Origin of the sequence: Pseudoalteromonas rhizosphaerae, assembly GCF_028885455.1 — a bacterium.
Taxonomy (GTDB): domain Bacteria; phylum Pseudomonadota; class Gammaproteobacteria; order Enterobacterales; family Alteromonadaceae; genus Pseudoalteromonas; species Pseudoalteromonas rhizosphaerae.
Genome location: NZ_CP118496.1, coordinates 2,810,212 through 2,823,910, shown reverse-complemented (window position 1 = coordinate 2,823,910; position 13,699 = coordinate 2,810,212). Strand labels below are relative to the sequence as shown.

Annotated in this window: 14 protein-coding genes; 9 read left to right on the top strand and 5 right to left on the bottom strand. The window is 41.1% G+C overall.

The genetic code is table 11. From position 1 onward, the window contains the following. Positions 1-15: 15 nt before the first annotated feature. Positions 16-561 (bottom strand): pentapeptide repeat-containing protein, encoded by a 546-nt coding sequence (locus PVK79_RS12105; RefSeq protein ID WP_257326367.1) that lies wholly within the window; start codon positions 559-561, stop codon positions 16-18. Between the two features lie 151 nt (positions 562-712). Beyond that, positions 713-2,491, bottom strand: a complete 1,779-nt coding sequence (gene aspS, locus PVK79_RS12100; RefSeq protein ID WP_257325689.1) for an aspartate--tRNA ligase — start codon at positions 2,489-2,491, stop codon at positions 713-715. Between the two features lie 203 nt (positions 2,492-2,694). On the opposite strand from aspS, the gene PVK79_RS12095 reads away from it, so the two are divergent. Together PVK79_RS12095 and PVK79_RS12090 are read left to right on the top strand one after the other, a co-directional pair. Beyond that, entirely contained in the window at positions 2,695-3,543 is an 849-nt protein-coding gene (locus PVK79_RS12095) for a DUF72 domain-containing protein (RefSeq protein WP_257325688.1), read from the top strand. Positions 3,544-3,581: 38 nt separating this feature from the next. Next, a complete protein-coding gene (locus PVK79_RS12090; protein WP_149982946.1) occupies positions 3,582-4,079 on the top strand; it encodes a M48 metallopeptidase family protein in 498 nt (165 codons plus the stop codon). A 48-nt stretch (positions 4,080-4,127) separates the two neighbouring features. Here PVK79_RS12090 and PVK79_RS12085 read toward each other — a convergent pair whose 3' ends face one another. Beyond that, positions 4,128-5,021 carry a LysR family transcriptional regulator gene (locus PVK79_RS12085; RefSeq protein ID WP_257325687.1) on the bottom strand — a complete coding sequence of 298 codons (894 nt, stop codon included), beginning with the start codon at positions 5,019-5,021 and terminating at the stop codon, positions 4,128-4,130. Between the two features lie 122 nt (positions 5,022-5,143). Here PVK79_RS12085 and PVK79_RS12080 point away from each other — a divergent pair, with 122 nt between their 5' ends. Next, on the top strand, positions 5,144-6,400 hold the full coding sequence (locus tag PVK79_RS12080) for an adenylosuccinate synthase (protein ID WP_257325686.1): 1,257 nt from the start codon (positions 5,144-5,146) through the stop codon (positions 6,398-6,400). Between the two features lie 134 nt (positions 6,401-6,534). Here the strand turns inward: PVK79_RS12080 and PVK79_RS12075 are convergent, their stop codons facing one another. Beyond that, a complete protein-coding gene (locus PVK79_RS12075) occupies positions 6,535-7,221 on the bottom strand; it encodes a DUF3334 family protein (RefSeq protein ID WP_257325685.1) in 687 nt (228 codons plus the stop codon). A gap of 115 nt (positions 7,222-7,336) precedes the next feature. On the opposite strand from PVK79_RS12075, the gene cmoA reads away from it, so the two are divergent. From cmoA to PVK79_RS12050, 5 genes are all read left to right on the top strand, one after another. Continuing rightward, positions 7,337-8,062: a carboxy-S-adenosyl-L-methionine synthase CmoA gene (cmoA, locus tag PVK79_RS12070; protein ID WP_145242356.1), complete on the top strand. Its 726-nt coding sequence runs from the start codon at positions 7,337-7,339 to the stop codon at positions 8,060-8,062. Between the two features lie 20 nt (positions 8,063-8,082). Next, a complete protein-coding gene (cmoB, locus tag PVK79_RS12065) occupies positions 8,083-9,051 on the top strand; it encodes a tRNA 5-methoxyuridine(34)/uridine 5-oxyacetic acid(34) synthase CmoB (protein ID WP_182784930.1) in 969 nt (322 codons plus the stop codon). A 200-nt stretch (positions 9,052-9,251) separates the two neighbouring features. Beyond that, a complete protein-coding gene (gene purM, locus PVK79_RS12060; protein ID WP_145242360.1) occupies positions 9,252-10,304 on the top strand; it encodes a phosphoribosylformylglycinamidine cyclo-ligase in 1,053 nt (350 codons plus the stop codon). Next, positions 10,304-10,951 (top strand): phosphoribosylglycinamide formyltransferase, encoded by a 648-nt coding sequence (gene purN, locus PVK79_RS12055; RefSeq protein ID WP_145242362.1) that lies wholly within the window; start codon positions 10,304-10,306, stop codon positions 10,949-10,951. The genes purM and purN overlap by 1 nt, the downstream gene beginning before the upstream one ends. Next, complete coding sequence (locus PVK79_RS12050; protein WP_425607892.1) at positions 10,905-11,702, top strand: DUF3108 domain-containing protein; 798 nt, start codon at positions 10,905-10,907, stop codon at positions 11,700-11,702. Before purN ends, PVK79_RS12050 begins: the two co-directional genes overlap by 47 nt. Positions 11,703-11,812: 110 nt before the next feature. Here PVK79_RS12050 and PVK79_RS12045 read toward each other — a convergent pair whose 3' ends face one another. Beyond that, entirely contained in the window at positions 11,813-12,577 is a 765-nt protein-coding gene (locus tag PVK79_RS12045) for a class II glutamine amidotransferase (protein WP_257325683.1), read from the bottom strand. A gap of 316 nt (positions 12,578-12,893) precedes the next feature. Here PVK79_RS12045 and PVK79_RS12040 point away from each other — a divergent pair, with 316 nt between their 5' ends. Beyond that, on the top strand, positions 12,894-13,517 hold the full coding sequence (locus PVK79_RS12040; RefSeq protein WP_257325682.1) for a hypothetical protein: 624 nt from the start codon (positions 12,894-12,896) through the stop codon (positions 13,515-13,517). The last annotated feature ends 182 nt before the right edge of the window (positions 13,518-13,699 follow it).

Genomic DNA, 13,699 nt, shown 5'->3' with positions numbered 1-13,699 from the left:
GCCGTGTCATAACGGCTAATCTACCAGCTCGATATCTAGTCCGCTGAGTAAGTTTAACGCTGCAAAGCGCTCAAACTTAGCCCGGCTAACATTATTATTTTTAATATCAATATTAAAATGCATCGCCCCGACAAAGTTTACTTTACTCAAGTTTGTTTGCAGAAATAGACTATCTCTAAAGTCAGTGTTACTAAAATCACTGGTAGCTAAATTAGCCTGTCTAAAATCAACATCTTTGGCAAAACAGTCAATCATGATCAAGCCTTTTAACTGTAACTCATAAAATGAGCTATGACTAAGTTGGCAATTTTTAAAACTCACCGATGACGTAAGTGCCAATTGTGGCCAATTTACCTGCGCCCATTGAATACTGTTGAGCTTACAATCAACAAAGCAGACTTCTTCTAACGAACTATAGCCCCAATTTAAATCGCTTAAATTACAGTTAATAAATTCGCACTCAATAAAACGACAATTACTAAATTGACTATGACTAAAATCACATTCAATAAACTGGCACTGTTCAAACTCAATGTCACTAAAGCGCTGCGTATTAGCCATGCAGTTTGAAAAATGCTGGTCGTAGTAGTCTGTTTGTGAAAATTGATAACTCACAGCCATAAAATCCTCTAAAAAAATTATCTACACATCTAAATGAAAAAACCCCTAGGTATGAGCCTAAGGGTTTTCAACAAATCACTTATCGGATTGCTTATTCTGCTGATTTTTCAGCTTTTTCAACAACACTAATAGCAAGCTCTGTAAGCGAATCTGCATTTGCTTTACTTGGTGCGTTAGTTAACAAACACGACGCTTGGGTTGTTTTAGGGAAAGCAATCACGTCACGAATATTATCAGTACCACACAGTAGCATTGCTAAACGGTCTAAACCGAACGCTAAGCCAGCATGTGGTGGCGTACCGTATTTTAACGCTTCAAGTAAGAAACCAAACTTGTCTTGCTGCTCTTGTGCATCAATACCTAGGATTCTAAACGCTGCTTCTTGCATATCTGTATTATGAATACGTACCGAACCACCACCTACTTCGTAGCCATTTAGTACCATATCGTATGCATCTGAAATAGCCGCTGCTGGGTTTGCTTCAAGTTCGCTTGCATTTACATCTTTTGGTGCTGTAAATGGGTGATGAACAGCATGCAATGTACCTTCGTCGTCTTCTTCAAACATTGGGAAGTCAACAACCCAAAGCGGAGCCCAGCTATTTAGATTAGTGATTTCTAAATCAAGACCAATCTTAATACGTAGCGCGCCCATTGCTTCGTTTACTGTGTTGCGTTTATCAGCACCGAATAAAATGATGTCGCCAGTTTGTGCGTTAGTGCGTGCAAGAAGTTCGTTGATCACGTCTTCATTTAAGAACTTAGCGATTGGCGATTGCACGCCTTCAGCGCCTGCTGCACGGTCATTTACTTTCATCCACGCAAGCCCTTTTGCGCCGTAAATGCCGATGAATTTAGTGTAGTCATCTAGTTGCTTACGCGAAAGTGATGCACCGCCTGGTACTGTTAATACAGCAACACGGCCTTTTTCATCATTGGCAGGACCAGAAAAAACTTTAAACTCGACGTCTTTTACTAAATCGGCAACGTCAATTAATGTCATTGGATTACGTAAATCAGGCTTGTCAGAACCATACAAGCTCATTGCCTCAGCGTAAGGCATGATTGGGAACTCGCCTAAATCCACGTCTAGCAATTGCTGCCACATTTCGCGGATCATTTTTTCTGTGATACCACGTACCTGAGCAGAGCTCATGAACGAGGTCTCTATATCGATTTGAGTAAACTCAGGCTGACGGTCAGCACGTAAATCTTCATCACGGAAACATTTAACAATTTGGTAGTAACGGTCAAAACCCGACATCATCAACAATTGCTTGAACAACTGCGGAGACTGCGGTAATGCGTAAAAACTGCCTTTGTGAACACGGCTCGGTACTAAATAATCGCGCGCTCCTTCTGGGGTAGCTTTTGTAAGTACTGGCGTTTCGATATCTAAGAAATTATTTTCATCTAAGAAACGACGCACAAAGCTGCTAGCTTTAGCGCGTAGTTTAATACGGTCACTCATTTCTAAACGGCGAAGGTCTAAGTAACGGTATTTTAAGCGACGCTCTTCAGAGTTTACCTGATTAAAATCAAGTGGTAATGGCTCTGAACGGTTGATGATAGTAAGGCCTGTGCCTAAAATTTCAACTTCACCAGTTGCCATATCTTTGTTGATTTGGCTGTCAGGACGTGCGCGAACTACACCTTTTAATTGTACGCAAAATTCTTGACGTAATGTATTCGCGGTATCCATTAAGCCTTCAACTTCAGGATCGAATACAACTTGTACTAAACCTTCTCTATCGCGTAAATCGACAAAGATAAGTCCACCAAGGTCACGTCGTTTGTTGATCCAACCACATAGTTCAACTTCTTGATCTACGTGAGTTTTATTTAGCTGTCCGCAGTATATAGAGCGCATAGTTTTCCTGTCAGTGTAAAGACGAATAGCCGCTTCCCCTAAGAATTGCTGTTTTTGAGGGAGAATAAGCCACTATTTATAAATCATTTTAGGGGAAGCATTATACCCAAGTTACTTGAAAATGCGAGCTCGGCAGCAGCTACTATGCTTTCAATTTATAGATTTGATATACTAACCAAAACACACAATCAGTTAACCGTTTTATGTTGTATTTAGGGTGTCCGCAGTGGTCAAGTACCGCGTGGAAAGGCAATTTATTATCAAGTCACTGCAAAAATGCCGATATGTTGCACGAATACGCACAGGTGTTTAATTCAGTCGAAGGCAATACCAGCTTTTATGCCGATCCTAGTGTTGAATCATTAAATCGCTGGCGTGATGCTGTCGGCAATGACTTTAAATTTACTTTTAAATTCCATCGACGCTTTAGTCATGAATTACAGCTTACTAATATCGATGACGAACTCACTGCATGGTTTAATTTATTCGAGCCAATATTGTCTCATGTTGGGCAGATCATGTTGCAGCTACCAAGTAGTTTTAGCCCCAAACAACTGCCGTTATTAGCACAGTTTATTGCCAAGCTCCCGACAGGTTTAAACTACGGCGTTGAAGTTCGCCACCCCGAATTTTTTAAGAAAGGCGCAGCCGAAATTGCCTTTAATCAGCTATTAATAGCAAACAATGTCAACCGTATCTCAATGGACACCCGCGCATTATTTGCAGTTAAGCCGAACACTGAAGCACTCATCGATGCCCAACAAAAAAAGCCCCATTTACCCGTGCATGCCATTGCAACAGGCAATCAACCTATGGCCCGCTTTGTGATTGCCGATTTAGATCATGACTATAAAAGCTATTACCAACCGTGGCTTAAAAAAGTAAAACAATGGCTTGATGAGGGTAAGCACCCGTATGTATTTTTTCATACTGCAGATAACCGCCAAGCACCATTATTAGCACGCGAGTTTTGCCAAGATTTAGGTTACCCGCACCCCGTGCTAAACCCTTTCACTGGTGAAAAAGAAGCCAGTCAAGCCAGCCTTTTTTGACTCGCTTTGAAAATTAATTAACTACAAAGAAGTATTGAATGAGTGATTTTAAACGCTATTTTAGCGGCTATCCAGAGCAAATTGTAACGCAAGTAATGCAGCTTATTGAAAATGATAAACACGGCGCGTATTTAACTAAAAAATACCCCAGCTCCCATAATATTACCAGTGACAAGTCGTTATACGCATACGCCACTGAGCTTAAAAAGCGCTATTTAAAAAATGCGCCACCGTTTGGCCGCGCCGCGTTTAAAAAACAAGGCGATATGGTCACTAACGCGCTAGGTACTCATACGTATCGTATGCAAGGTAAAACCCGCAAGCACGATTTAGCCATCAACAGTGATTTACTGCGTGCACCAGAGGAATTACTCAAAGCTTTAGTAGTACACGAGCTCGCCCACTTTAAGGAAAAAGACCACAACAAAAGCTTTTACGCCCTGTGCTGCCACATGGAGCCAAGCTACCATCAACTCGAATTAGATTTACGGATTTTTTGTGTATTAGTAGCTGAAGGTAAAAACCCTTACACATAAAAATAACTGAATCACAAAGTACATAACCGAACAGTGAACATATAAATACTATGCAAGATGAGTACGGGAGATCTCTTCATTGACCCAATTTAGCAATTGCTTTATCGCTTTTGAAAGTACCTGATTTTGCCTCACTATATAACCTAAACTGGTAGTTGGAAATTGCGGTAATGCGGTCACTGTGGTAGTTAGATTTGCTTTACTGCGCAGGGAAAACTCTGGCACGATGGCAACGCCAAACCCCGCTTCAGCCCAATCAATTTGCGCATCCACACTGCCCACTTCCATCACCCGGTAATTTGGTAAGTTTAAAGATGGCAAGGCACTATCGAGCAAGTCTCGGGTTCGCGTATCATGGCCGAGTAAGATTAATGTTGGCGGCTCAGTCAGTGTAACATTGTTATCGTTTTTGGCTTGCTGCCATAACTTTAAATGATTACCTAATGCACACCATTTTATCTGCTGTAATTGCGTAAAATGCAGCGGCTCACTTTCTTTTTGGGCAATCACAAACCCTAAATCGGCTTCAGCACTTTTAACCAATGCTGACGCTTGCGAAGACGTTGTATTGAGCAAAGTAAAGTCAATGCCAGGAAACTGGCGCTTAAAAAGCTGAAAAGGCTCAATCAACAATAAACGAGAAATTATATCACTGGCGGCAATTGTCAGTGTGCCTTGGCTGAGATCATTAATCGCATTTAAGTCAGATTGGCAAACCTGTAATTCCCATAAGGTTTTTTGTCCAGACTCTAATAGCCGTAAACCTGCTTGGGTCAAACTAAAGGGATTACGTTCTATCAGTTTAACCCGTGTCGTTTTTTCTAACTGCTTAATATGCAAGCTAACATTTGGCTGTGTCATATGCAGCGCATTGGCTGTTTTACCAAAGTGCTTTAACTCAGCCAATGTGACAAAAGTTTTTAACCAGTGAATATCTAGCATCTTTATGACCTTAATGGTGTGAAATCGATATGAAATTCTTATCAAGATAATAATTATAATTAATTTCTCTTATTTTAATAGAGCGCATACCATATTCGTTCAATCAATTTGGAGATTAAACTATGCCGTCAATTGTTGTTGTAGGTGCAAACTGGGGTGATGAAGGCAAAGGCCGTATCGTCGATTTTCTAGCTGAGAACGCATCTGCGAGCATTCGCTTTCAAGGTGGTAACAACGCCGGACATACCGTTGTGAATGACTTTGGTACGTTTAAACTACACCAATTACCAAGCGGTATTTTTAATCCTGATTGTATTGCAGTACTAGGCCCAGGCATGGTGATAAGCCCTGCGGCATTAAGCGAAGAAATAGCCGAAGTTAACGCCGCCGGTGTTGATGTAAAATTATGTATTTCTGATCGTGCAACGTTATGCTTACCATTACACGCCCTTGAAGATACCCTCGAAGAAGTGCGCTTAGGCGATGCTGCTTACGGCTCTACTCGTCAAGGAATTGCACCTGCATACGGCGACCGAGTAATGAAGAAAGGCATTTTAGTTGGCTGGTTAAATCAGCCAGACGTTTTATTAGAGCGCATTCAATTTATGCTGGATTGGAAAATGCCACAGCTAAAAGCCCTTTACCCAAGCTGTGATTTTTCACAAACAGCTGAACAAATGACTGAGTGGTTATTAGCTGTCAGCGCTCCTTGGCGTGAATTTATTTGTAATGTAACAGAGCCTTTAAAAGCACTGCAAAAGCAAGATGCCAACTTATTGTTTGAAGCGCAACTAGGCGCAGGCCGCGATTTAGTTTACGGCGAATACCCGTATACTACATCATCAAACGTGACTGCTGCCTATGCAGGAATTGGCAGCGGGCTGCCAGCTTTGCGCCCTGAGCGTGTTATCGCTGTGGCTAAATCATTTAGCTCATCTGTTGGTACAGGTACACTTGTTACCGCCATGGCAGAGCAAGACAATTTTCGTGAAAGCGCGAACGAATATGGCGCAGTGACTGGCCGCCCACGTGATATGGGTTATTTTGATGCAGTTGCCACCCGTAACGGTGTTGAATTACAAGCAGCCACTGAAATCGCTTTAACCAAAATTGATTGCCTATCTGGCATGAAAGATTTAAAAATCTGCGTTGGTTATGCAGGCGATCACAGCGAAAACCCTATTTGGCCACAAACAGCGGCTTTAACGCCAATCTATGAAAGCATGCCAGCGTGGGATGAAGATATTACCGGTTGTCGTACCTTCGACAGTCTGCCTGCTTCAGCGCAGCATTATGTAGAACGCATCGAAGCACTGATGGGAGTACCTGTAAGTATGGTCTCTGTGGGCCCTGAGCGTGAGCAAATGATTATCCGCTAGATTTATAGCATAGCGTTTTTTTATCATTCAATTGAGCACAATAATATTGGGTTTCATTACGAAACCCAATATTATGCACTCTATTAATAACTAAATGCTTTGACCTGCTATTTAATGTCCTTGCAAGGTGTTATTTAAAGTCCGAGCTCTGCCATAAAGTCGTCATCTAAATCACTTGCTTTAGCATCATCAGCAGCTTTTTGTTTTTCTGCTTTATGCTTTGCTTCGTTTTCAATGATGTCATCTGGGTCAATAGCTTCAGCAATATCAAAATCGTGTAATTTGATAAACTCCGTTTTATCCATTGCTAATTCTAAATAAAAGATATTTTGTTTACTGGTGGTAAATGTCACGCGCCGTGCTTGCGGTCTATCCATCGTAGTATCGACCGAAATCTGTACTTGCTTGTTGATGGCCATCATCTTCGGTTGATTTTGGGTAATTGAAGTATGTAACTGCTCGCGTACCTTTGAAGTAAAATCACCAACGATTTGGTTCATCAATTCACCGAGTACATTTGATACATCGTCAGATAAATGACTGTGAGCTAGTTCTTCTTCAGGCATCCCCATATTACGCATGTAATCATGATAAATCTCCATCGCCGCTTGCGAGGTGAAATTAGTAATTACCAGTCCTGTAAATCCGCCATCAAATAATACAAAACAACCGATATCAGGACGCATACAGGTACGGGTTATTTTTTGTACCATTGCTGAGTAGCTAATGCTATTACCACTTGCCGACGACAATACACCCGTTACAGAATGGCAAAGGGTTGCCAATATATCATCTGTGCTGATCACTTTACTTTTGCTCATAAACTTCTCTTTTTCTACTTGTTATTCATTATTCTAGCCAAGCTACTGAAATTATCACTGACTATCCAGCATAAAATGCTAAAATAGCCCTATTATTTTTCAAGAGACTGTTTGTGTGAACATAAAAGACAGCATTTATGCCACTGAGCAAGCGGTTAAAGACTTTAGCTTTGACCAACATGTAGTAGAAGTTTTCCCAGATATGATCCAGCGCTCAGTTCCGGGTTATGCAACCATTGTTAGTACGATGGGTAAATTGGCCGGTGAATATGCGCAAAGCAATTCAAACCTTTATGATTTGGGCTGTTCCCTTGGCGCAGTAACATTAAGCATGCGCCGTAATATCCGCACTGATAATTGCCATATTATTGCCGTTGATAATTCACAAGCCATGGTTGAGCGCTGTAAATTACATTTGCACGGATTTCGCTCAGAAGTGCCTGTTACAGTGACGCTTGGTGATATTAATGAGCTAAATATTGAAAACGCGTCAGTGGTCGCCATGAACTTTACTTTACAGTTTATTCCACCCGCACAGCGCCAAGCCGTGCTTGAAAAAATATACGCGAATTTAAAACCCGGTGGTGTATTGCTGTTAAGCGAAAAAATCAAAGGCGAGAACGAGCAATGCGATAACTTGCTGATTGACTTGCACCACGATTTTAAACGCCACAATGGTTATTCTGAATTAGAAATTAGCCAAAAACGTACCGCCATTGAGAATGTAATGCGCCCAGATACTTTAAATGCTCACCTTTCTCGACTTACCGATATTGGCTTTAGCCAAACCCAAGTGTGGTATCAATGTTTTAATTTTTGCTCACTGGTAGCAATCAAGTAACAAATATAAAGAGTAATTCAATGTCTCAATGGTTTAACCAATTTTACGCCGCAATCGCACAAAGCCCGCTAAGTCACTGGCTGGAAACGCTACCTAGCCAATTAAAACACTGGCAATTAGAGGCAAGTCACGGTGATTTACCGAAATGGCAGAAAGTGTTAAAAAACTTGCCTGAAGTGGCGACCAAACACGTCAATATTATCGACAAAGTTGAAATTGGTGCCCCAGGCGAAATGACCGACGGCGAACAAAAACAAGTTACACACTTATTAAAACGAATGATGCCATGGCGTAAAGGCCCTTTCAGCCTACACGGTATTGAAATTGATACTGAATGGCGCAGCGATTGGAAGTGGGACCGTTTATTACCGCACATTGAGCCGCTAAAAGGCCGTACGGTTTTAGACATCGGCTGTGGCTCTGGCTATCACTTATGGCGGATGCGCGGTGAAGGCGCTGAGTTTGTGGTTGGCATTGATCCGTCTGATTTATTTTTATGTCAGTTTCAAGCCATCAAACACTTTAACCCAGATGAAAACGTGCATTTATTACCGCTAGGTGTTGAAGCCCTGCCTGAGTTAAAAGCCTTTGATACGGTGTTTTCGATGGGTGTGCTTTATCATCGTCGTTCCCCTATCGACTTTTTAGCACAATTAAAAGCGCAGCTTCGCCCAGGTGGTGAATTAGTGCTTGAAACCTTAGTTATTGAAGGCGATGAAAACACAGTACTCGTGCCCACTGATCGCTATGCGAAGATGCGTAACGTGTGGTTTATTCCGAGCACGGCAGCGCTAAAACTCTGGATGGAACGTGTTGGTTTTAAAGATGTGCAAGTGAAAGACTGCGCTATTACAACGCTTGACGAACAACGTAAATCAGATTGGATGGAAAACGAGTCCCTGATCGACTTTTTAGATCCAAACGATACTCGTAAAACCATTGAAGGTTACCCAGCGCCGTTGCGTGCAATTTTGACTGCAAAGGCTTAATACTAAAGGAACTAGGTTTTAGGTGCTAGGAACTACCTAGCACCTGCTACCTAAATCTATTGTGTCATTATACGGACAACTGTCCTTGTCAATAATAGTAAACTCATATTTGAACTAGCCGCGCCCTTGCAATTGTTGTAAAATACGCGCGTTTCTAAGCATACACATGCAAAACCATGCAACTTTTTTGAGGAAATCCTGTGAGCGAACAAAAACAGTCTCTAAGTTATAAAGACGCGGGCGTAGATATCGATGCCGGTAACGCACTTGTTGAGCGTATTAAAGGCGTAGTTAAAAAAACCCGTCGTCCTGAAGTTATGGGCGGAATTGGTGGCTTTGGCGCACTTTGCGAAATCCCAGCTGGTTATAAGCAACCAGTACTTGTTGCAGGCACTGATGGTGTTGGTACTAAGTTACGCTTAGCTATCGACCTTAAAAAACACGATACTGTAGGTATCGATTTAGTTGCTATGTGTGTAAATGACCTTATCGTTCAAGGTGCTGAGCCATTATTTTTTCTAGATTATTATGCAACAGGCAAACTTGATGTTGATACTGCCGCAGACGTAGTAACAGGCATTGGTAAAGGCTGTGAGATCTCTGGTTGTGCATTAATTGGTGGCGAAACTGCTGAAATGCCAGGTATGTACGAAGGCGAAGATTACGACATGGCTGGTTTTTGTACTGGCGTAGTTGAAAAAGCAAATATCATCGATGGCACAAAAGTAGCTGCTGGTGATCAACTAATCGCGCTTGCATCAAGCGGCCCGCATTCAAATGGCTTCTCATTGATTCGTAAAGTACTTGAAGTATCAAATGCTGATACAAGTGCTGAATTTGAAGGTAAAACATTAGGCGAAACTCTGCTTGAACCAACACGTATTTACGTTAAACCATTACTTGAGCTGTTCAAGCAAGTAGATGTTCATGCTCTTTCGCATATTACTGGCGGCGGCTTTTGGGAAAATATCCCACGCGTATTACCAGAGTCTGCAAAAGCAGTAGTTAAAGGTGATAGCTGGCAGTGGCCTGGTATTTTCAATTGGTTACAAGAAAACGGTAACATCACCACCCACGAAATGTACCGCACATTTAACTGTGGTGTAGGTATGGTATTGGTTGTGCCTGCTGACAAACTTGAGCAAAGCTTAAGCATCTTAAAAGAGCTTGGCGAAAATGCTTGGCACCTTGGTGAGATCCATGATGCCAAAGCTGGCGAAGAGCAAGTAGAAATCCTAGGCGGCCGTGATTAATGGCCCCTGCTCGTCTAGTAGTCTTAATTTCAGGTAGTGGCTCTAATTTACAAGCCATCATTGACGCCTGTAATAACGGCGAGATAAATGCAAACATAGCGGCTGTTATTAGTAATAAAGCAGACGCTTATGGCCTTGAGCGAGCAAAGCAAGCGGGCATTGCAACAGCAGTGCTCAGCCATAAAGATTTTGACTCGCGCGAAGCCTATGATGCGCAATTAATGAACGTTATTGATTCTTTTGCACCAAATCTAGTTGTATTAGCTGGGTTTATGCGTATTCTTACTCCTAACTTAGTGCAAAAATTTAAAGGAAAAATGTTGAACATTCATCCTTCTTTGTTGCCTAAGTACCAGGGGCTGAATACCCACCAAAGAGCAATTGATGCAAAAGATGACATTCATGGCGTAAGTGTGCACTTTGTTACTGAAGAGTTAGACGGTGGTCCTGTCATTCTTCAAGCCAAAGTACCCGTGCTGGCAGATGATACTGCTGACACATTAGCAAAACGCGTGCATGCACAAGAGCATATAATTTACCCTTTGGTGGTCAAGTGGTTCAGTGAACAACGACTTACTATGGAAGCAGATTATGCAGTTCTTGACAAAAAACAACTTCCTGCACACGGCGCGCACTACCCAGAATAAAAAACTAAGTGCCTTGCTATTGTGTGCGGGCACTTTATTACTTCCTACTAGTTTAATTGCTGGTGAACTTACTCAATTTGAAGCTAACTATGATATTTTGCGCAAAGGCGAAAACCATGGTCAAGGCGTCCGCACATTAAAAAAACTAGCAGATAACAGTTACCAAGTTAGCTACCACAGTGACATTGAGTGGATGATATTCTCAGATACACGTGAAGAAACATCCAATTTTACGTTTAACGACAAAATAGTCACACCTCTAAATTATAGCATGATCCGCACAGGTACAGGCCCAGATAGAGAATATACACTGCAATTTGATCATACTAAAAAACTCGTAAGTAGTAGTGAAAGTAAATACCCCATTGAATGTGAATGGTCTGAGCAATTTCAAGACTCAATTTCATATCAAGTACAAGTACGCGAAGAATTAAAAATGGGTAAAACCAGCTTTTCGTACCAGCTAGTTGATAAAAAAGGCAACTGCCGTGAGTATAACTTTGAGGTCGTTGGTAAAGAGACTATTTCCCTACCAATCGGTAATATCGAAGCGATCAAAGTAAAACGCTTATATGATAATGATAAACGCCAAGCGCTTGCATGGTTCGCCCCTGAAATGGATTACATGCTAGTCAGGATGTGGAAAGGCGAAAAAGGCGTAGAACAATTTGAAGTGCAACTTAACTCGTTCACTGTAACCAGCCCAGTTGCATTACCTGAAGAAGTTAAAAACGAAATAACACCAGAATAAATTGCTCTCAAGATGCAAGACGAAAGGCTCAAGTGTGACGCTCATAACTTGGGCTTTTCAGTTTATGACTTATTACCACATTAATTAAGTTCAAACGTTAAAACTGACGGCTAAATTAACTCACCCATTTTAAATAACGCAAATTCACCAGGTTCCATTTTTTGCCAACGCTCATCGTTGGTCAGTGGCCGAGTAGCGATCACCGTTACGACATCATTTGGCGTAGTTTCTTGTTGAAAATCTACCACCATATCTGCATCAATTAACGTAGCCTTACCGAACGGCGCACGGCGGGTGATCCAATGCAAATTATTAGTACAATACGCTAACACATACACACCATCGGTCAGCAGCATATTAAACACACCTTTTTCACGTAAAGTGTGTGCAAGCTTTGCCGCATAACGAAACACTGACGCCATATTAGCTGGACGTTTAGGGTATTTTTCACGAATTTGATCGAGTAACCAACAAAACGCCAGTTCACTGTCGGTATTACCCACTGGCCGATAATATTCAGGTTTTAAATCATAATAATTCGAAAGCTGACCATTATGCGCGTAGGTCAGCTCCCGGCCCCACAACTCTCGGGTAAAAGGATGCGTATTTTCAAGACAAACACGGCCACGATTACCTTGGCGAATATGGCTAATCACCGAGACACTTTTAATGGGATAGGCCTTTACTAACTTGGCAATTTCAGACTGACAGCTAGGCTCAGGATCTTTAAAAGTACGACACCCCTTCCCTTCATAAAAAGTAATGCCCCAGCCATCTTTATGCGGACCTGTGTTACCACCGCGCTCTAACAGCCCTGAAAAACTAAAACAAATATCTGTAGGCACATTCGCCGACATGCCAAGCAACTCACACATAAAATAAATTAACCCTTAAAATAAGTAAGTTAGTAGATTTAAAATTCAAATAAATCACTAGAGGCCGCAGTTTTGATAACACAATAGTATTTTTATTGACTGCGATTAATTATTCTTACAGCTTCCACAATCATTGTTAAACAACGGCGAGCTAAAGGCAAGATTCAATGTAAGGAATGATAATTAGAACCTTTTCTCACTAACGATTCTTTTTATTGTTAATCTCTCGAGAAAATCAACTCAAAACCGAAAAAACTTTACACAAAACAAACAAGAAGCTAACCTTTGTGTTCAATTTAAATACAAGGAAATGATTATGAAATTTATAACTTCTACGACAGTATCTCTACTATTGGCTTTTCCACTGGTAGCATCTGCTGCGGGTGATGAAAAAGTTAAATGTGAAACAAAAACAACGCAATTAGAGTACTTCTATGGATTAGCTAGTTGCACTACGTTTGATGGTAAATTCTTGAGTGAATACGTTTCTAGAAACTCTATTAGCTTGTACACGATAGATAAGAACATATATGAAAAAGGCTCATGGAAAAACTACCGCTGTAGTACTACCTTACCAAATTCAGCATTCGATACAGTATCAAGTGAATCTTGTCAGTACACTCCAAAGGCCAATATCAAGCAACATTATGTCGTAGAAAGTTACGATAGCCGAACTGATACCACATACTATGCTGCAGGAGTTAAAGTAGCTCAATTTACATTCAGTGATAGAGACGGTGAAGTACAAAAAGTAGAGAAATGGGTAAATGGTATAAGTACAACCAAAAACCATGTAGATATCACTTCTACTTCTGAAGTTAAATTAAAAGTAACCGATAACGATGGTAATGTTACTGAAACTAGGACTACTGTGCATCCGCCGATGATGCAAACATGTTCTCGAGGTGGTCAACTTATCTTATGCAATAATGAGTTTTAATATGGTATATAGTTTTCCTTAAAATTAATTTTTACATAAAGCTTGAATGCTATACATCAAGCTTTATGTCATTTACATTTCTACTGCGTTTTTCAAATGACTACACCATGCTCAATGAATAACAATGTATTACTAGACATTTTTATTGACTCGCCAAAGCAAGCTTATGCTTAAAGAACCTT